Here is an 18348-nt window from a genome sequence, read left to right as displayed (position 1 = left end):
AGAGGAGGGGATATGGAGACATGCTGTTGAAGATTGCGATAAAAGATTTTCAGCGTAATAAAATTGTGACGATCGGACTCTTCCTGTTCATTATGCTATCGGCCTTACTTGTGGCCAGTGCTTCCCATATCATCATGGAGTTATCGGGGTCTTTGAACCATTTGCTGCTTAAATCGAACGCTCCCCACTTTGTTCAGATGCACCAAGGTCCAATCAATCACAGAGTGATCCAAAGATTCGTATCGGCCAATCCTATAGTGAAGAAACAGCAGACGGTAGAGATGCTGCGTATAGACGGCTCGAATATCATGCTAGGCAATCAATCCAAGACAGAACTCAATAGTGTGATGGATATTGGCTTTGTGAGACAGAATCTATCGTTTGATTTCTTGCTCAATTTGGAGAATGAGGTGATTCAGCTGTCAGAGGGCGAAATCGCTGTTCCCATCTACTACAGACAGCAGAACCATTTGAGCATTGGAGATCCCGTCACCATAACTGCTGGGACCAGGGAGTATACGTTCACCATCGTTGATTTTGTTCGTGATGTTCAGATGAATCCGGCCCTTGTCAGCTCCAAGCGTTTTGTGGTGAGTGACAGAGACTATACAGTTCTTAAGCAATCGTTCAAGGATTCTGAATATTTGATCGAGTTCCAACTCACGGATCGAAGCAGACTCAGCGAATTTCGCAGTGCTTATGAGGCTTCAGGCCTACCTGCTAAAGGTCCGACGGTGGACTATGCATTATTCAAGACGCTGAATGCCTTGACCGATGGCGTCATTGCACTCGTTATTATTTTAGCCAGTATTTTGCTAATGATTATTGCCCTGCTATGCCTCAGGTTCACGATGATTGCCGCACTAGAAGAGGATTACAGGGAGCTTGGTGTCATGAAAGCGATCGGGATTCCACAGTCTGAGATCAGAGCTATCTATATGGCAAAATACATCGTCATGGCAGCATCGTCTTCGCTGCTGGGATATTTGGCCTCTTTAGCTGTGATACGGATTTTTACGGCCAACATCAGCCTGTATCTGGGAACAGCTTCACCAAGCTTGCTGCAGTATCTTGTGCCTGTTCTGGCAGTCGGTCTTGTATTTGCCACAGTCGTGTTCTTCTGTAAGCTAATGCTAGGAAGACTGAACCATATCACGGCGGTCGAGGCACTACGGTCCGGCACTGCCGGGGCGACGAAGCTTAACACCAGTGTGATTTCGCTCCATCGGTGCAAATGGATGAACGTGAATACTTTTCTCGGGATCAAGGATGTTGTGGGACGCTTCAAAATGTACGGATTATTGCTGTCTATTCTTATGATCTGTACGTTCATCATTATTGTACCGGTGAATATGCTGCACACGCTGCAATCCCCGCAGTTCATTACTTATATGGGAATAGGGAAGAGTGATATTCGAATTGACCTGCAGCAATCGGGGTCTACCGAGCGCAAGTTTGAATCTATGCTAAGAACGCTTGAAAAGGATCAAGACATCGAGAAGTTTTCTCCACTGGTGACCTCACGTTTTAAGGTGCTGGGTAGTGATGGAGTATGGGAGAGCTTAAATGTTGAGAGTGGGGATTTCTCTATTTTCCCGTTGTCATACATTGAAGGTACGGCTCCCGAAAAGAGTAATGAAATTGCACTTTCGGATCTGAATGCCAGAGACCTGAACAAAAGGTTAGGGGAAGAGCTGCTATTGGCCGCGGGTGGAACCCAGCTAAAAATGAAAGTCAGCGGAGTCTATCAGGATATCACGAACGGTGGCCGAACGGCAAAAGCGCGACTGCCCTACGATCCTAAGACTGCTATGTGGTATGTAGTGGCTATAGATGTCAAGCCGGGTGTTGGGGTGAGCGCGAAGGTGGATCAATATGCCAAACTCTTTTACCCTGCTAAAATCACGCATCTGGACAGTTATCTGTCCCAGACTCTAGGGAGTATGATCACACAACTGCGGCTCGCAACTATCCTGATTATTGCCGTTTCCTTAGCCATTGCGATGCTGATTACCTCACTGTTTCTAAAAATGCTGTTGGCAAAAGATGCCTCACAAATTTCCATTCTGCGGAGTATTGGGTTCTCTCTCGGGGATATTCGTCGTCAGTATCTGGTGCGCATGCTTCTAATAGCTGGGCTGGGTATTACTCTGGGAACTATTGCGGCAGGGAGCCTTGGACAAGGTGTGGTTCGGGTGATTGGATCGATGATGGGGGCTTCAAAGATTCAGTTTGTGATTCAACCTATGACAGTGTATGGGTGGCTTCCGCTAGTCTTTGTTCTGGTTGTCGAAGTGACAACATTCGTGAGCACAATGTTCATCAGAAAATCCAGTATTGCGGTACAGATGAGTGAATGAGAGGAATAGCGGGATGTACAGGATGAGAGGATAGCGGGCGTACAGTATGAGAGGGGATGGCGAGATGTACATATTAGAAGCCAGCGGATTATCTAAAGCGTATTCCTCAGGACAAGGTGCCAAGCAATTGGTGTTGCGAGAGATCCAGCTTCAGATAGCGCAGGGGGAATTCGTGGCGGTTATGGGGCCTTCCGGGTCAGGCAAATCCACGTTACTGTATACGATCAGCGGCATGGATGGAATCAGTGCGGGACGGGTGGTTTTTAAGGGGCGGGAGATCAGTCGACTTGCCGAGGAGGAGCTAGCGGAACTCCGGCTGCACGAGATGGGATTTATTTTTCAGCAGATGCATCTGTTAAAAAACCTGAATATCCGTGATAATATCATCCTGCCTGCTTACCGGGCGAACAAAAATAGACGTGCAAGTATCAATAAAAAAGCCGCTGATTTAATGAAAAGATCCGGCATTGCCGCACTGGCAGAACGCGATATCACGCAGGTGTCAGGAGGTCAGATGCAGCGGGCAGCCATCTGCCGGGCCCTGATCAACGAACCGGATATCCTCTTCGGCGATGAGCCAACAGGTGCGCTGAACTCCAAGGCAGCCGCAGAGATTATGGAGATTATCGCCGAGATCCATCGGAGAGGAACAACGATTCTACTGGTCACGCATGATACCAAGGTTGCTGCCGAGGCAGAACGAGTACTGTATATGCTCGATGGCAGCATTGCCGCAGAACACCGGCTTGGCAGGTACGAAAAGAGGAATAATGACCTTAAGGGGAGGGAAGAGAAGCTGACTGCTTGGCTGATGAACATGGGCTTTTGAACATTTGATTATTGCAGAAAATCATGGAGGGGCGCTAAGGTAGGTGGAATGGAGGGGACTTTGAACTGTAGCGACCGGGCTTTATTCCGCTTTGAAAATACTCTGCCTATCAATATTGAGCTGTGCAGAGGTGAGATGAATCGCGCCTTCCTCCACTGATGATAGCACCCCGGCTATACATACTGGCCAGAATACCATTGGATTCTGCAGGATGAGGTAGAGTGGCGGTGCTAGAAAAAGAAGCCCCCCAGTCAGCTTGTTTCCCCACGTATGCAACATAACCCATGAATGATATTTGTAAGCTGCGATGATGGCGTTTGCTATACGAATCAGGGCGATGATAATAATCCATGGCAAAAAGACCAGCGTGCCCTGACCAAGCCGGATTGCGGTAAATACGATGATCAATGTATAAAACAGCAAATCCGCTACCGTATCCAAACGGGCTCCAAATTCACTTTGGGTGCCTGTTTGGCGTGCGATATATCCATCAAGCACATCACTCAGCCCGCAAAGCAGATACAACAACGTGAAGAGCCATACGTGGCTGAAGGAGAACAACATGCACAGCGTGAGAACTATCCGACTTAGTGAAATGAGATTAGCAGTATGCTTCATGCCGCTTAACCTCCTTTTTGGAGAATATGGTTAAGTAACCAACCGGGACCGTTCGAATTATTCTATTTCATGGTCACACGGTTGTCTTCGTAATGATCCTGTGAAGCAGATGAAATTCCAACGTTAAATAGACAAATCTCCACCTGGAAAATCTCATTCTCATAGGAGATATTCCATATCCCGCCGCTTTCATCCACCATCTTTTTAACACTTTTCAAGCCCAGCCCATGGAGTTGCTTGTCCTTTTTAGTGGTTGTCAGTTCTCCGAATTGATTTTGTCGTATTTGATGTTGATATGGATTTTGAATTCTAATGAACAATGTCTCATTCAAATAGTGCAGCTGGAATTTGATATAGGGCTTCGTCACACCTTGCTGCTTGGCGGCTTCAATGGCATTGTCGAGCGTATTTCCCAAAATAATGCTGAGCGTGTTGGTCTCCAAATCCAGATGGGGCGGAATGCGGATGTCGGGTTCAAAAGCAATGCCCAGCTTCTCGGCTACTTGCTGTTTGTAATTGACAATGGAGTCGATCAGGATGGTCCCGGTGTTGCAGCATCCGGGTGTATCTTCTATGCGCTCCAGAAGCTTTTCTACCTCGCTGAGTCCTGCTCTTTTCTCCCCGGATTGCAGCTGCGACCGTAGGCCCAGTAAAATATTTTTGAAGTCATGTTGAAAGGCAAAGACTTCTTCCTGTCGTTCTTTTGTAAGCAGATACTGATTGATATAATAAATATTTAGTTGTTCCAGTAGCGAGTTTTTGTGTTGCGCCGATTGAATGGTGAGCACCCTATCGCATAAAAGGATCATCAAGAACTGAATGGCCAGCATGCCACTGGAAAAAATCGAGTACAAGACAGGGGAGCCGTGGTAGGTCAGGTTACTCGTCAATCCCGTAATTCCAAGGATACCAATGAATGGGAAACAGAATAGTCCGACCCAATACCAGGGACTTAGATCGCCCTTGCCAAAAGCTCTAGTAAAGTGAAGCGTCATCCGGACCAATAAAAACATCATCATTTTCGACAGAAACAGCGAGAGGATATAACCACCCGAATTCTGAATGACACCTATGGCAACATCCGTAAGTAGAATGAGGGAGACGATGAATAAACCGGCGCCGATGCGCCATTTTGCCTGACCATGGTAGAGAAAGGACAGAAGTATAATAGAGCCTGCATTGAGTGCAAGCATCCAGATGCCGGGTAATGAACTGAAGTGCAGCAGAGTTACGAAAATATAATAGATTGTGTAAATCGCAGCGAGGTACAGCTTGGATTCCACGCGGCAGGTGAAGTAGTGGCTGTAAAAATAATGAATAATAAACGGGAGAGCGATCAGCGTAATTTCATAAAAAAACTCATCCAGAACGATACTATTCAATCAGACTCCCCCTGAACTTCAAATAGCTCTTTTTCACTGCGGCAGCTTGTTTTTCGCTAATGGGTAATTCTTCTCCGCTGGTTAAGATCATTCTTCTAGCCAGGATTTGCTTTACATAAAAGAAATTCACAAGATACGACTGGTGTATGCGAACGAACTGCTCGGAGGGAAGCTTACTTTCTTCTAGGGATAATGTACTGTAGTATTCCAATTGTTCGTCGGTGGTACGCAGAATAACTTTGCGGCGATCACTTGCCAGATACATGATATTACGGATCGGAACGAGCGTTTCAATCCCTTTTTGGTTAATAGGCAGCAATCTTGGCTTACTTCGCTGGCGTTTGCGCTTGATGTTCTGAATAAGGGAGATCAGCTTCTGTTCGAAGGACGCTTGGTGCAAGGGCTTCTTGAGAAAGCCTGAGGGCTGTACATCAAACAGCTGCACATGATACTCTTCGTGGCTGGAGACATAAACAAGCTGCACCCTGTCGTTATCACAATCTGCCCGCAAAATATGCCCCGCAGTAACTCCGCTAATCCCTTCCATTTCGATATCCATAAATACAAGATCAAAGTGACAGCTGTGTTGAATGGCTTTCGTGAAGCTTTCACCTGAATAGAAGATGGTGACATCGAGCTTTTCGGTTCGATATATGGAGCTATTAAGGATCATGTCCTCCAGCTGTTCCGTTGTTGGTTTGTCATCATCACAGATGGCGATATGTATCATGTAACTCTTCCCCTTTGGCTATATACGTTAATCATACATTATTTAGGAGATCAGGCAACGGCAGAAGTTACAATAACTCTCCTGTTTGTTACGTCTGCCGTTGGATAGCACACTAAACATGGTAGATTCATATCCATGCGCAGCAGACGAAACCACAGAGGAGCGAAGGAATGAATACTACTATCTTTCAAGCGGAAGGATTAACCAAGCATTATGGGAATGCAGCGGCACTCGAGAATATCAACATGGTAATTGCAGAGGGTGACATCTACGGATTTGTTGGTGAGAATGGGGCCGGTAAAACTACTCTAATGAAAGTGATCAGCGGATTAATCCATCCGACTCAGGGGTCTATTACGCTGATGGGGCGAAGCAAAAGGAGGGAGCTGGCGCAGGCCCGAAAACAAATAGGCGTTCTGATTGAGCACCCGGCTCTTTATCCACATATGAATGGTGAAGAGAACTTGAGCTTCTATAGCAGGATTCATGGAATATCGGATGCTCATAGAGTTGAAGAGGTGTTGGGTCTGGTCGGATTGACTGACAATCGTAAGAAGAACACCTCAGAATACTCTCTTGGAATGAAGCAGCGGCTGGGGCTGGCTGTCGCGTTGCTTCACGCACCGAAATTTCTGATGCTGGACGAGCCAATGAATGGGCTTGATCCTGGCGGAATCGTTGAGATGAGACACGTATTAACGAGACTAGTTAAGGAGCAAGGCGTAACGATCCTGATCTCCAGTCATATTCTGAGCGAACTGCAGCTGATCGCTACCAAATTCGGGTTTATACATAAAGGCAGACTAATTAAGGAGGTCTTAGCTGAAGAGCTTTTGCAATCGGCGAAGACAGAGATATGTATTCAAACTCCAGAGGCAGACGCTGCAATACATGTGCTGGAAAATGAGCTAAATATCCATTCATTCATACGGTCGGGTGCTAACGAAATCCGGGTTCCCAAGTCTGCTGCGGATCTGGAGCAGCTCATGACGGTATTCATAGAGCAAGGGATACCCATTGAGGGAATCCACTTGTCTGCTGCGAGTCTTGAGCATTATTACATGGATCTGATAGGAGGATGAATCGATGCTGAATTTTCTGAAGGCACAAGCTTATTTTATAAAAAAGGATACGATGTTCCGCGGAATTTCTCTACTGTTCTTTATTGCAAGCGCTGTGCTGGCGTTCTGGGTGGGCGGCAAAAATAACTTCGAGATCATCAACCTTGCACAGCCATTGATCCTGTTAACGCAATTATCGCTCTTTCTTTATTTTGTCATTCCTACTTATGTCTGCTTCTTAGCGACTGAAGGATATGAATATGGTTCCATAAAGCTTGTCCTTGCTTCAGGCCAGAGTCGATTTGCTTACATTACGGGAAAATATATCTCTGCGCTAAACTTCATCTTTGTGTGGGTCATTCAGTTTTTTGGTGTTTATTATGTGTGTTATATGTCGGCTGCCTTGATCTCGGGAAGCGTCATCGGCAATGGCGGATTGAAAACGGACGCGATTCAGGTTATCCGTGTGCTGGGGCTGAATGTGCTATACTTGTCCGCTTATGCGGTTCTAATCATCATGGTTGGGATATTTATTAGAAGAACAGCCTCGGCGGTAGTGGCTACTTTTCTTGTTATCTTCGGTGACTTTCTTATCACCGGCTACTGCCGAGAGGCTTCTTCTGCATTGGTACGTGAGTTATCGGGATATACGCTGACGACCCAAATTATGAAATTCTCGGGTGTCTACGTTGTCAATTCAGAGCGTGTTATCCTGTCAGGGACGAAGAGTGTTGTTGAAGTGCTTGTCATTCCATTGGTGATCATCGCCATCTGTATGTCTATTACCTATTTTTCGTTCGGGAGAAGAGATATTCATGCGTAAATCAAACAAGACCCTTATGATCGTGGGCGCAGTCGTCATAGCTGTCTTTTGTGTGCTGTTTGTTGGTATCGATATAGGGTGAGCGGGGTCGAAGCAAGCCAGGTCTAAAAAAGCTACGGCAACATTGTTGTCGGGGGATTTTAAAGATAGAAATATTACGATAAGTATAACGCCGCTCCTTTCCCCAGTGCAAACGGGAAATAGAGCGGCGTTAGTCAACTGTTCATTTTTTACGTTAAGAAACTTATTTCACCAGGGCCTTGAGCGTATCTTCTAAATTCAACTGGTTGGCAATCAGTCCATTATTCATCCAGTGGTTCCAACTGATCTCATGTACCCGTCCTTCCTTGACAGCAGGAAGACCCTTCCATACCTTACTGGTCATCAATTGTCCTGATTCTGTATCGTTATATTGTGTGATCAGGAAAATATGACCTTTGCCGATCTCCGGCAGCTTCTCAAGCGAAATATCCTGGAAGCTTTGTCCGTGGGCAAGAGCAGGCTCCTTGATACCCAGTTCATCATAGAGCAGCTTACCACTGTAGTCCTGAGCGCTGAGCAGGAAGAGATTCTTGCCGCTCGGCCACAGCAGAGCAACCTCCTGGTCCCCGATCGCTCCTTTGATTTTCTCCTTGGCATCAGCAACCTTGCTGTCAAAAGCCTTAATCTCCTGTTCTGCTTTATCCGTTTGACCGAGCAAATCTCCGAGTGTGCGCAGTGTTTTTCGCCAATCGGTCATGCCGTTCTCGAACACATAGGTCGGTGCGATTTTGGAATAGGACTCGTACATCCCTTTATCGGCCCACTCCTTAAAGATCAGAATAATCAGATCCGGCTGCTGGGCAGCTGCTTGTTCGGGAACCAGGCCGCCTGCTGAGAAGTCTACCTTTGGCAACCCGGCCAGCTCGTTCTGCAGATACTCCTGAACGATATCGCCGTTGGCCCATTGTGCGACTGGCTTAATGCCAAGCACGGTTAGCGGATCTTCCAAGTATGGAGCAAGCACATGCTTTGGATGTGCGGGAATTTGCAGCTCATGTCCAAGGTCATCCTTGATCGTTCTCGTGCCTGCTACAGTAGTATCTTCTGAATTGTTGGACGATGGAGTAGCTTCAGAAGTGGCTGACGCCTGAGCGTTATCTGGGGCCGGAGAAGAAGACTGCTGTGTTGCTGTGTTAGTGTTGTTTCCCTGTCCGCATGCCGTCAACGCCATAATCAATATGAATACACACAAGCTGACGAGTATTTTATTTCGGTTCATTGGGTATACCGCTCCTTTGATGATTGATATTCATTCTCAATAGAGATTATCATATACGGCTCATTTCCGGTTGAGAATGGACTAGATGTCGATTTGGGCGGTATTCTGCTCAAATTCAGGAAGATCGGCGGGAGCGGAATCGCTGAACAGCATCCTGGAGCTGTGCCGAGATCGCACGTGGCTCATAGAATTTCCAGATGGTATCGGAGACCTGATAGACAGTGTTATTTTGCACAGCACGTAGTTCTTGCCATTCGGACTGACTTGTTATGTTGCCGTAAAAAGCCTGAGAGCTAGGGTCATCACCGACCGACACAAAAAGATGATCTCCCGCATAAGATTTGATCTTATCTAGAGTAAGCGATAGTGGAGTGAAGTATTTGTTCCCATCCATTAAGAGGGATACAGCAGGCGGCGGCTTCAGTCCGAGCGTCTGATACAAGACATGACCGAATTCTTTTCCGGCCCAAAGACCGATGTGTCCGTCCACAATCCTTAGGAGCGACACAGTCTCACTAAAATCGATATAAGGTTGAAGCTCCGCTTTGGCCAGCGCTGAATGCTCACCGTGCCGGTTGATCCAGGCTTCCGCCTCCTGATCTTTGTCGAGTATTCCGGCGATTTGCCGGAGGTGACCGAACACATCCTGATTATCCCAGGGAATGATGGCAAGCGGCGCCATTCGTTTCAGACGAAGACGATAATCTTCCAGATGCGGCAGCTCCTGTGCGGTCACAATGAGGTCGGGGGAGAACGCAGCTACGGCGTCAAGATCAATCCGGTAAAAGTCACCGATATCCGCAATGCCCGCCTTTAAGGAGTCAACCGCCCGATTCGCCAGGTGCTGGCGCGGAGCTCCTAGCGGCTTCACGCCAAGGGCAAGCAATTGCCCTGTATAACTAAGAGCAATAATATTCATCGAACTTCTTTTGATATGTACATAGGCGGCGGGTGAAATGCCTACACGCTGTTTGAACCGGCGGCTAAAGTAATACTCATCTGTGAATCCGACCTGTTGAGCGGTTTCTTTTACATTTAAACCATTACAGTGCAGATGTTGCTTCGCATGACGAATCCGGATGTCAGATAAATAATCCATAGGCCGCAGTCCGGTTTGCTTGCGAAAAGCATAAGAGAAATGTGAGGCTGTCATGTTTGCGATTCTGGATAGGTCTTGCTGGCGGATGTTGGCCGTATAGGCATGCTCCATATATTGAATGGTACGGGTGATGGCATTTGGGGAGCCTTCACGAGCTTGCCGTTCCTTTTTCAGGAGAAGCTCCAGAAATTCTTTAAGCAGATGGTTCAGCGTGGACAAATCAACTTCTGCTAGTCGATTCCATTGTTTTAACAAATCGTTTGTGAACTCAATAGCCTGCATATTTATAGTGGGCGACTTTAGCACAGATTCCTTGCCCCGTAAGGCTTTATATAACGCTTCAGTTTCTGTCCCCTCGTCTTCGGGCAGAGGAAACTGAAAGTCAACTTGGATGATGCGCAGGTTCTGTTGTGAATCTATAACCCATTTTTCGTTCCCAACAGGCACTCTAAGCCATACAGATCCAGGACTGAGCGGCAGTAGTCTGTGATCTGGTGCTGATTGTGTCATCGAACCGAATCCCTCAAGCACAGCAAAAAGCGAATATTCGGTTGTCTGGTCAACTCCGTCCATTTGATCAGGCGAGTAGGGCAGTGAGGGCTGCACAACTCTTTTTATCATCAAAAAACGTTCTTCGGGTAAATTCATTTCCTACACCTCAATCATGAAATCATAAATGAGAACCATTATCATTCAATATTGTACTCTATCTATGACGGGCGGACAATCGTTGTTCATGTCAGCTGGCTTAGAGCGCAGTTTCTGGAGAGCTTGAGTATTTGATCGAAAGAACTAGATATTCTGCTTGTCACCCGTGACCTGAAGGTCGCCGTGCGTGCCCATTCATCCACAACACAAACAATCTCCGGCAACAGGGTTGTCCGGAGATTGTTCATCTTTCTGGTCTGTTATCTCATCAATCCATTAAGCGCGGCAAAAGCAATGTTCGCTGCTTCTTCATCATTAAGTGGAGCATGTCCGCTCATCAGGCGGAAAATAAGCGGGCCGAACAGGATATCGGTTGCCGTCTCCACATCAATATTGGCTTTGACTTCTCCGCGGGCCAACGCGCGCTCCCACAGCTCCCGGATAGCTGCCCGTCTTCCGCTAAGAAAGAATTCGCGGAAGAACGCGCCGGATTCAGGGTTAAATACGCCATCGGCAAGCAGTTGGGCAAAGATCGTACCGGCGTGGCTGGCATAAAAGAGGCTGACCAGCCGGACTTGCTCTGTGAAGTCGCCTACGGCGGTGCCGGTGTCGGGCAGGGGAATCGCTTCAGCCATCTGCTGTCCGAAGGCCTCCGCCGCAATAGCTGTGCGGTTAGGCCAATGCTTATACAGCGTGGCCTTGCTTACACCCGATCGTTCGCTGATAGCATCGACTGTCGCCACCGTAAGGCCGCCTTCTTCGAGAAGCTCGGACGCGGCTAGCAAGGCAGCATCATGGGCACGCTGGCTACGGGGATTACGGCGCTTGCTCAAGGCGGCGCTGTCTGCGGTATCTGTACTCTTAACCAACCTGTGCATCTCCATAATCTGTGGAGAGTGCGAGCTCACGCCACTGATTCAGTTCATTCTGTACATAGTGAAGCTTGGCCTCTACACGGGAAATACAGTCTGAACCGAGCTGAAGGCGGAGCGGAGGTTCCTGTTCCCTCGCAACCTTCAATATTGCCTGTGCTGCTTTGACCGGATCACCAGGCTGATTATGATTCATCTTGCCTGCATAGCTGCGCATTTTGCCGGAAGTTTCACTATAGTCCTCGATGATGTTGCTTTCTGTATGGAGGCTGGATGAATCCAGAAAGTCTGTCCGGAAATAGCCTGGCTCGACGATAGTCACCTTGATGCCTACGGGAGCTAATTCGGCATGCATCGCTTCCGAGAACCCTTCAAGTGCGAACTTGGTAGCACCATAGATCCCCCAACCTGCGCTTTGGGCGAATCCGCCTACGGAACTAATGTTGAACACATGCCCCGAACGCTGTGCCCGCATGACCGGAAGGACAGCACGGTTCACATTCAGGACACCAAATACGTTGGTGTCAAAGACCAGCCTGGCGGCAGCATCGGAGGCTTCCTCAACAGCGCTGAGCAGCCCGCGTCCCGCATTGTTAACCAGTACGTCAATACGGCCGAATCGTTCAACCGTGGTCTCCACAGCCGCCTGAATTTGTTCCTCGTTCGTAACATCCACTTGTACGGCCAATAAACGGTTGCCCGCATCGGCATACAGCGCTGCGATAGCATCGGGATTTCGTACTGCAGCCACAACCTGATGGCCATGGTCTATCGCTTCACGCAGAATTTCTGCGCCGAGGCCGCGCGATGCTCCTGTAATAAACCAAACGCTCATATAATCCTCTCCCATGAATTTCTGTGCTCTCTAGGTGTCGATTAAGTCATTAAACGATGTTGGATAGTGTGGTGAAATCTTCCTCGCTCAATTGGATGGCAGCCGCAGCAATGTTTTCTTCGAGATGCTTGACGGAAGAGGTGCCCGGAATAGGGAGCATCACCGGGGAACGCTTCAGCAACCAGGCAAGTGCGAGCTGCGAAGGCTGTGCATCATGCTTGGCAGCCAGGGCGGCCAGCGGTCCGCCTGCTTTGGCCAGTTCTCCTGTTGCCAGCGGGAACCAAGGAATGAAGGCAATATTGTTAGCTTCAGCATAGGTCAGTACGGCTTCTGATTTGCGTTCAATGAGATTGTACAGATTCTGAACAGAATCGATTTTGGCAATCTGGCCAGCCTCTTGCAACTGCTCCACGGTCACTTCACTTAGTCCGATCTTGCGGATTTTCCCTTCCTGTTGCAGTAAAGCCAGCTCACCGATCTGCTCAGCGAGGGGAACCTTAGGATCGATCCGGTGCAGTTGGAAAAGATCGATCTGATCCAGCCCGAAATGCCGCAAACTAAGCTCTAATTGCTGCCGTAAATATTCAGGACGCCCAACCGGGCGCCAGTCGTTCGGGCCTGAGCGGGTCAACCCGGCTTTGGTGGCGATGACGAGATCCTTAGGATATGGATAAAGGGCCTTGCGGATCAGATGATCGGCTACAAAAGGGCCGTAGGAATCGGCAGTATCAATGAAATTAACGCCAAGCTCTACTGATCTTTGGAGTACGCGCAGCGCTTCTTCCGGATCGCGCGGATCTCCCCAGACACCCGGTCCGGTTAACTGCATGGCTCCATATCCGAGCCGGTTAACGTGTAGCTCGCCGCCAATGGCGTATGAGCCAGATAATGCTGCATTGGTATGTGAAATAGACATATGAGTAAGCCTCCTGTTAAATTATTAAGTGAACTATACGTTTAGTTTACATCTAGGTTTTGTAAATGCAATACTCAAATTCTATTGTTTTCAGAGAGGTGTAGTTTTATGAACCTTTAAAGATTCAATCCTGTAACTGCCGGGTAATACATCGGGTTAAGGTACATTTCATTATGGTCTGCGGGAGTTTTTTACCGAGCGGGACCCTCTAAGTGTAGATGACGAAAACCAGTGGTGGAGCGCCTGTGTTGGAACAATTGGAGGACGGACTGCTCGGATGACGGACTGATCGGATGACGAACGAAGTGAAAATGAAGGAGATGGCTGTCATGCACTATTCGAAGGGGACGGCCAAGTTAGTGCTGGAGCAGTTGAATCTGCCATTCGCTGTGATGCGAATATTTGAAGCTGGGGGTCGCTCGGTACATTCCAACTTGTCCGATTATAAAGATCCAGCTTACCTAACCTATACATAAGTAGCAGTTCAGTCGAGATTTGGTACAAACACAAAGGAGCCCGAAGGGGCTCCTTTGTCATACTTGGACGGTCAGCCCATCGCGCTTTGCAGCAGATAGGCTCTTTTTTGTGAGGTTTCGTTGCTGACCGCCGCAGCTGGCAGGCGAAGATGGTCGGAACGGATGTGCCCGCGTTCGGCGAGCAGCCATTTCAAGGGAGCGGGATTCGGCTCCGTAATCAGGAATTGGATCAGCGGCAGCAGATGCTCGAACCGCTGGTGAGCCTGCTCGATTTTGCCGGCCCGAAACGACTCATACACCTCTACAAACTGCTCACTATCCAAGTTGGCGCTGGCCAGAATGCCCCCTTTAGCGCCGCAGGACAGGGAAGCGAACAGAAGCTCATCCTCCCCGCAGAGAATCGGCTTGGACGAGAAGCGTGAAAGCTTGAACACCCGCCGGATGTTGCCGGTGCTTTCTTTTAAGCCAATCACATGGTCCAGCTCCAGAATGGCCTGTACGGCTGCAAGTTCCAGCGGGACTCCGGCGCGATGCGGCCGGTCCAACACAATGATGGGCAGCTCCGCCCCAGCCAAAGTCTCAAAATAGCGGACAATGCTTTGTTGAGAAGAGCGGCTGGAGGCTGGGGCGGCCACAAGAGCGGCGTCGGCTCCGAGTAATTTGGCCCAGGATATCCTTCTGGCTGCGGCAGTAGGGCTGGTGGCGTGAATGCCAACAATGAGCGGGATGTTTCCTATCGCTGTACGCGCAGTCAGGAGCATTGTTTTCAACTCGTCCGTTCTGATGGCAGGAGCTTCCCCGGTTATTCCATTAATAACAAGCCCGTGGATGCCTTTGCTGGCCAGGCGCTCAATCAACTCTGCAAAGGACTGCCGGTCCAGATTGCCCTGTTCATCGAACGGTGTAATAACGGGGACGATAATGCCATGCAGGCTCTGTTCTGTAAGCACAGCGTTCAACTCCTGTCTTCCGGGTCTGTATATCTTTAGACGGCAAGCGTCCTAACATTCATGATTCAAAATAGCGGACAATTCCTTAATCAAAGCAGCATTTTCCCTCCGTGTCCCTACGGAGATGCGAAGATAATCCGGCAGCTGCCAAATCACTCCGAATCGTACAATAATCCCTCGTTTCAGCAGATTCTCGTACACACTCCGCGCTTCAGGTCCGATGTGCACCCATACGAAGTTACTCATACTCTGGATATAATCCAAACCCATGTTGTTAAAAGCCTGATATAACTGCTGTTTGCCCTTTGAATTGACCTCCAGTGACAAGCGGACATGATCACTGTCGCCAAGTGCGGCTACGGCAGCGGCCTGGGCGAGGGCGTTCACATTAAAAGGTTCCTTCACTTTGGATAGAAGCTGGATCATGCTTCCAGATGCAATCCCATAGCCGACTCGGAGTCCGGCCAGTCCATAAATTTTGGAGAACGTCTGAAGAACAATGACCGGATATCCGGCCCGGACAAATTCCACACCATCGGTGTAGTCGTCAGCCGAAGCATATTGACAGTAAGCCGCATCCAGCAGTACAACGACATGCTGAGGCAAGAGATCCAGCAGCTGATGCAGCTCTTCCCGCGGAATATAGGTGCCGGTAGGGTTATTGGGCGAACATAGGCACAACAGCTTCGTTCGGTCCGTTACCGCTTCAGCTATAGCATGGACATTTATGAGAAAATCCCCGTCAAGCTGAACCTTTACTACGCTTGCCCCCATTAAATGCGCTCCAAATTCATATTCGCTAAAAGAAGGCGAGCAGACGATCACTTCATCCTCCGGTTCAAGAAAAGTCTCGGCGATAAGAGTAATCAACTCATCACCCCCATTACTAATGATGAATTGCTCCGGGCTCATCTTCAGTGTGGCAGCGAGAGCTTGTTTTAGACGGGTGGTGCCAGCGTCCGGATAACGATGAATCGTGGGTAACGCATAGCCGGCTGCTTCAAGGGCTTTGGGCGATGGTCCCAGCGGATTCTCGTTCGAGGCCAATTTGATGATGCCAGTCAATCCCATTTCCTGTTCAAGCTCCCAGATCGGCTTCCCTGGGGAATAGGGCGATATCTTGTTCAATGTCCTCCGTGCCTTGATCTTCGATTCTTCCATGTTTTCATCCCCTCTTACTCTTTAAAAATGACAACGTTGATGTTGAATATAGGATGATTTCCCGGAAAAGTAACCAGCCATTTGCCTCTTTTTTTGAGCAAACCGCTTTTTTATATTGAGTGATTCTTAAGTTCAGCTTATCTAGGGCAAAATCGGCTGGTATTTAAAATTTAAGAAATGGATGGTTACGTGCTCCGGCAGAACCGTTATATTCGGATTTGATTTACAGCGAGGAAGGGGAGAGTCAGAGATTAACAGGAAGTTAGAGAAGGGCTGGAAGGCTGATAGAGGCCCATGGTTCCGAGTTTGGTGGAGGGCGGGGGAGAAATGATATCAAGGCAATACCGCATTCTGGCCTGGAGTACGTTCGTGGGCATGCTGTTTGTTTTGCTGGCGGGAGCCATTGTGACCCAGACCGGCTCTGGCCGGGGCTGTGGAAGCGATTGGCCCTTATGCCACGGGAAATTCATTCCGGCTTATACACTGGAATCTATGATTGAGTATTCCCATCGTATGATTACGGGGATTGTCGGGTTGCTGGTGCTGTTGACCTTCATTCTGACATGGTTCCATCGCAGGGAGCACCGCGAAGCATACGCTTATGCGGGTGGCACGCTGCTATTTACAGTTATTCAGGCGCTGATGGGCGCAGCGGCAGTAAAATGGCCGCAACAGCCGGCCGTGATGGCTCTGCATTTTGGCATTTCGCTGCTTGCGGTGGCAAGCAGTATGATGCTGGTCTTATGGATCTACCGCATGAAACAGACGGACCGTCAAAGCGTGCAGACACCGCCGGGCTTTGCAGTTTGGGCCTGGGGAATTTGGGTGTTCACTTATGGTGTCATTTATCTGGGTGCCTTCATCCGGCACAGAGAAGCGGCAGGTGGCTGCATAGGCTGGCCGCTTTGTAATGGCAGGCTGGTCCCTGACTTTAACGAAGTCGCGGGTGTTGTATTTGCACATCGTTTGGCCGCCGTTCTTTTGTTCATTCTGACAGCTATCTGGGCATTACTCGTACGGCGGGCAGAACGCAGAAATCAGGCTTCCGGGATGGGAACGGCCGTCTCTTATCTGCTGCTGTGCATTCTCTTTCAAATTATGAGTGGTGCCTGGCTCACAGCTGCGCTTGATCGGGGGGACGAGCTTCTGTTCGTCAGTCTCCTTCATAACATCATTGCGACGATACTATTCAGTCTGCTGACGGATATTGCCATTCGATCATGGATCTATCGGCGAAAATAGACCTCACATCACTGAATTGTGTCTAAATCATGTCAAACTGAACACAGGAGTTGAAACAATGAATGTACCCAAAACGCTGCGCTGGTTGTCATCATTATCCGTGTTAATAGCTTTGCTGCTGACCGCAACCGGCTGCTCTGACGTCAGCGTTCTTCACCCGAAAGGACCCATTGCGGCGCAGCAGCGGGATCTGATGTTTATTTCAACCGCGCTTTGCGCCATTATCATTATTCCCGTTCTGATACTTGCGGCTATTATTATCTGGCGCTATCGGGATAGAGAAGGCAGAAAAGCCCCGTATACACCGAATTGGGCGCACAGCACACGACTGGAAGTCATTTGGTGGGGGATTCCGATCCTCATTATTGTGGCGATTGCAGCCATCACCGTCCGATACACTTATGCGCTGGAGCCGTCCAAGCCGCTGAAATCAGAGGTTAAGCCATTAACCGTACAGGTCACCTCACTGAACTGGAAGTGGCTGTTCCAATATCCCGAGCAGGGAATTGCCACGGTGAATGTACTGAAAATCCCGCAAGGGGTACCTGTCCGGTTCGAGATTACGGCTGATTCTCCGATGAATTCCTTCTGGATTCCCCAGCTTGGCGGGCAAATCTATGCTATGTCCGGCATGGCGATGACGTTGTATTTGCAGGCTGATGAGGTAGGTAAATACTGGGGCTCTGGAGCTAATTTTACCGGTACTGACTTTGCAAAGATGTATTTTGACGTGGATGCTGTAACCCCGGAGCAATTTAAGGAATGGGTAGCTGGTGTTAAAGGAGACTCCCCTGCACTAACGCAAGCTGGCTATAATGCATTGGCCGAGCCTTCGGCATCTGAAGTGCTGACGTATTCTTCTTTCCCGGAAGGGTTGTTCCAACGAACGGTTACCAAATATGCAGCATCCCATCAGCATGGGAAGCAGGCGCAGGGTACGGAGGAATCGGATACAACCATTGGAGGTGCACGAGAAACGAACGTGCAACACACAGACATGCAAGGCATGGATATGCAAAATACGGATATGCAAAACATGGATATGGAGGATATGCATAGTCACAAGTAGATTCCCAGGAAAGGAG

The 18348-nt window shown here is 48.7% G+C and carries 17 protein-coding genes; 7 read left to right on the top strand and 10 right to left on the bottom strand.

Annotated elements, in window-relative coordinates; translation table 11 throughout:
• Positions 1-20: 20 nt before the first annotated feature.
• Both ACFRAM_RS03425 and ACFRAM_RS03420 read left to right on the top strand, forming a co-directional pair.
• The gene (locus ACFRAM_RS03425) at positions 21-2360 is read left to right on the top strand and encodes an ABC transporter permease (protein ID WP_379464533.1); all 2340 of its coding nucleotides are present in this window, start codon (positions 21-23) and stop codon (positions 2358-2360) included.
• A 64-nt stretch (positions 2361-2424) separates the two neighbouring features.
• Positions 2425-3189 (top strand): ABC transporter ATP-binding protein, encoded by a 765-nt coding sequence (locus ACFRAM_RS03420; protein ID WP_379464532.1) that lies wholly within the window; start codon positions 2425-2427, stop codon positions 3187-3189.
• Positions 3190-3270: 81 nt separating this feature from the next.
• On the opposite strand, the gene ACFRAM_RS03415 is transcribed toward ACFRAM_RS03420, so the two are convergent.
• The 3 genes from ACFRAM_RS03415 to ACFRAM_RS03405 all read right to left on the bottom strand — a co-directional run bounded on the left by ACFRAM_RS03415 (position 3271) and on the right by ACFRAM_RS03405 (position 5919).
• A complete protein-coding gene (locus ACFRAM_RS03415; RefSeq protein ID WP_379464531.1) occupies positions 3271-3807 on the bottom strand; it encodes a CDP-alcohol phosphatidyltransferase family protein in 537 nt (178 codons plus the stop codon).
• Positions 3808-3869: 62 nt separating this feature from the next.
• On the bottom strand, positions 3870-5189 hold the full coding sequence (locus ACFRAM_RS03410) for a GHKL domain-containing protein (protein ID WP_379464530.1): 1320 nt from the start codon (positions 5187-5189) through the stop codon (positions 3870-3872).
• A complete protein-coding gene (locus ACFRAM_RS03405; RefSeq protein ID WP_379464529.1) occupies positions 5182-5919 on the bottom strand; it encodes a LytR/AlgR family response regulator transcription factor in 738 nt (245 codons plus the stop codon). Before ACFRAM_RS03405 ends, ACFRAM_RS03410 begins: the two co-directional genes overlap by 8 nt.
• Before the next feature lie 170 nt (positions 5920-6089).
• On the opposite strand from ACFRAM_RS03405, the gene ACFRAM_RS03400 reads away from it, so the two are divergent.
• Together ACFRAM_RS03400 and ACFRAM_RS03395 are read left to right on the top strand one after the other, a co-directional pair.
• Positions 6090-7001: an ABC transporter ATP-binding protein gene (locus tag ACFRAM_RS03400; RefSeq protein WP_379464528.1), complete on the top strand. Its 912-nt coding sequence runs from the start codon at positions 6090-6092 to the stop codon at positions 6999-7001.
• A gap of 4 nt (positions 7002-7005) precedes the next feature.
• Positions 7006-7803, top strand: coding sequence for an ABC transporter permease (locus ACFRAM_RS03395; protein WP_379464527.1), 798 nt, complete (start codon positions 7006-7008; stop codon positions 7801-7803).
• A 244-nt stretch (positions 7804-8047) separates the two neighbouring features.
• Here the strand turns inward: ACFRAM_RS03395 and ACFRAM_RS03390 are convergent, their stop codons facing one another.
• The 5 genes from ACFRAM_RS03390 to ACFRAM_RS03370 form a co-directional block, all read right to left on the bottom strand.
• Positions 8048-9064, bottom strand: a complete 1017-nt coding sequence (locus tag ACFRAM_RS03390) for an ABC transporter substrate-binding protein (protein ID WP_379464526.1) — start codon at positions 9062-9064, stop codon at positions 8048-8050.
• Positions 9065-9179: 115 nt separating this feature from the next.
• Positions 9180-10811, bottom strand: coding sequence for an AraC family transcriptional regulator (locus ACFRAM_RS03385; RefSeq protein WP_379464525.1), 1632 nt, complete (start codon positions 10809-10811; stop codon positions 9180-9182).
• A 260-nt stretch (positions 10812-11071) separates the two neighbouring features.
• Positions 11072-11680 carry a TetR/AcrR family transcriptional regulator gene (locus tag ACFRAM_RS03380; protein ID WP_379464524.1) on the bottom strand — a complete coding sequence of 203 codons (609 nt, stop codon included), beginning with the start codon at positions 11678-11680 and terminating at the stop codon, positions 11072-11074.
• On the bottom strand, positions 11673-12518 hold the full coding sequence (locus ACFRAM_RS03375) for an oxidoreductase (RefSeq protein WP_379464523.1): 846 nt from the start codon (positions 12516-12518) through the stop codon (positions 11673-11675). The genes ACFRAM_RS03380 and ACFRAM_RS03375 overlap by 8 nt, the downstream gene beginning before the upstream one ends.
• A gap of 49 nt (positions 12519-12567) precedes the next feature.
• Positions 12568-13434, bottom strand: coding sequence for an aldo/keto reductase (locus ACFRAM_RS03370; protein WP_379464522.1), 867 nt, complete (start codon positions 13432-13434; stop codon positions 12568-12570).
• A 329-nt stretch (positions 13435-13763) separates the two neighbouring features.
• Here ACFRAM_RS03370 and ACFRAM_RS03365 point away from each other — a divergent pair, with 329 nt between their 5' ends.
• Complete coding sequence (locus ACFRAM_RS03365) at positions 13764-13910, top strand: hypothetical protein (RefSeq protein ID WP_379464521.1); 147 nt, start codon at positions 13764-13766, stop codon at positions 13908-13910.
• Positions 13911-13981: 71 nt separating this feature from the next.
• On the opposite strand, the gene ACFRAM_RS03360 is transcribed toward ACFRAM_RS03365, so the two are convergent.
• Positions 13982-14860 carry a dihydrodipicolinate synthase family protein gene (locus ACFRAM_RS03360; RefSeq protein ID WP_379464520.1) on the bottom strand — a complete coding sequence of 293 codons (879 nt, stop codon included), beginning with the start codon at positions 14858-14860 and terminating at the stop codon, positions 13982-13984.
• Between the two features lie 51 nt (positions 14861-14911).
• The gene (gene hisC, locus ACFRAM_RS03355) at positions 14912-16021 is read right to left on the bottom strand and encodes a histidinol-phosphate transaminase (RefSeq protein WP_379464519.1); all 1110 of its coding nucleotides are present in this window, start codon (positions 16019-16021) and stop codon (positions 14912-14914) included.
• A gap of 327 nt (positions 16022-16348) precedes the next feature.
• On the opposite strand from hisC, the gene ACFRAM_RS03350 reads away from it, so the two are divergent.
• Positions 16349-17263, top strand: a complete 915-nt coding sequence (locus ACFRAM_RS03350; RefSeq protein ID WP_379464518.1) for a COX15/CtaA family protein — start codon at positions 16349-16351, stop codon at positions 17261-17263.
• A 58-nt stretch (positions 17264-17321) separates the two neighbouring features.
• Positions 17322-18332 carry a cytochrome aa3 quinol oxidase subunit II gene (gene qoxA, locus ACFRAM_RS03345; protein ID WP_379464517.1) on the top strand — a complete coding sequence of 337 codons (1011 nt, stop codon included), beginning with the start codon at positions 17322-17324 and terminating at the stop codon, positions 18330-18332.
• Positions 18333-18348 lie beyond the last annotated feature (16 nt).

The organism is Paenibacillus sp. NPDC056722, from assembly GCF_042790635.1.
Classification (GTDB): domain Bacteria; phylum Bacillota; class Bacilli; order Paenibacillales; family Paenibacillaceae; genus Paenibacillus_AQ; species Paenibacillus_AQ agri.
Note: the sequence above shows the minus strand (reverse complement) of the source record. Positions and strands in the feature narration are given on the sequence as shown.

What these genes read in the sequence shown, in the direction of transcription:
- ACFRAM_RS03350 (WP_379464518.1), top strand. Translation starts at nt 16,349, where the DNA reads ATGATATCAAGGCAATACCGCATTCTGGCCTGGAGTACGTTCGTGGGC.
- ACFRAM_RS03420 (WP_379464532.1), top strand. Translation starts at nt 2,425, where the DNA reads ATGTACATATTAGAAGCCAGCGGATTATCTAAAGCGTATTCCTCAGGA.
- ACFRAM_RS03400 (WP_379464528.1), top strand. Translation starts at nt 6,090, where the DNA reads ATGAATACTACTATCTTTCAAGCGGAAGGATTAACCAAGCATTATGGG.
- qoxA (WP_379464517.1), top strand. Translation starts at nt 17,322, where the DNA reads ATGAATGTACCCAAAACGCTGCGCTGGTTGTCATCATTATCCGTGTTA.
- ACFRAM_RS03395 (WP_379464527.1), top strand. Translation starts at nt 7,006, where the DNA reads ATGCTGAATTTTCTGAAGGCACAAGCTTATTTTATAAAAAAGGATACG.
- hisC (WP_379464519.1), bottom strand. Translation starts at nt 16,021, where the DNA reads ATGGAAGAATCGAAGATCAAGGCACGGAGGACATTGAACAAGATATCG.
- ACFRAM_RS03375 (WP_379464523.1), bottom strand. Translation starts at nt 12,518, where the DNA reads ATGAGCGTTTGGTTTATTACAGGAGCATCGCGCGGCCTCGGCGCAGAA.
- ACFRAM_RS03370 (WP_379464522.1), bottom strand. Translation starts at nt 13,434, where the DNA reads ATGTCTATTTCACATACCAATGCAGCATTATCTGGCTCATACGCCATT.
- ACFRAM_RS03390 (WP_379464526.1), bottom strand. Translation starts at nt 9,064, where the DNA reads ATGAACCGAAATAAAATACTCGTCAGCTTGTGTGTATTCATATTGATT.
- ACFRAM_RS03405 (WP_379464529.1), bottom strand. Translation starts at nt 5,919, where the DNA reads ATGATACATATCGCCATCTGTGATGATGACAAACCAACAACGGAACAG.
- ACFRAM_RS03415 (WP_379464531.1), bottom strand. Translation starts at nt 3,807, where the DNA reads ATGAAGCATACTGCTAATCTCATTTCACTAAGTCGGATAGTTCTCACG.
- ACFRAM_RS03385 (WP_379464525.1), bottom strand. Translation starts at nt 10,811, where the DNA reads ATGAATTTACCCGAAGAACGTTTTTTGATGATAAAAAGAGTTGTGCAG.
- ACFRAM_RS03365 (WP_379464521.1), top strand. Translation starts at nt 13,764, where the DNA reads ATGCACTATTCGAAGGGGACGGCCAAGTTAGTGCTGGAGCAGTTGAAT.
- ACFRAM_RS03425 (WP_379464533.1), top strand. Translation starts at nt 21, where the DNA reads ATGCTGTTGAAGATTGCGATAAAAGATTTTCAGCGTAATAAAATTGTG.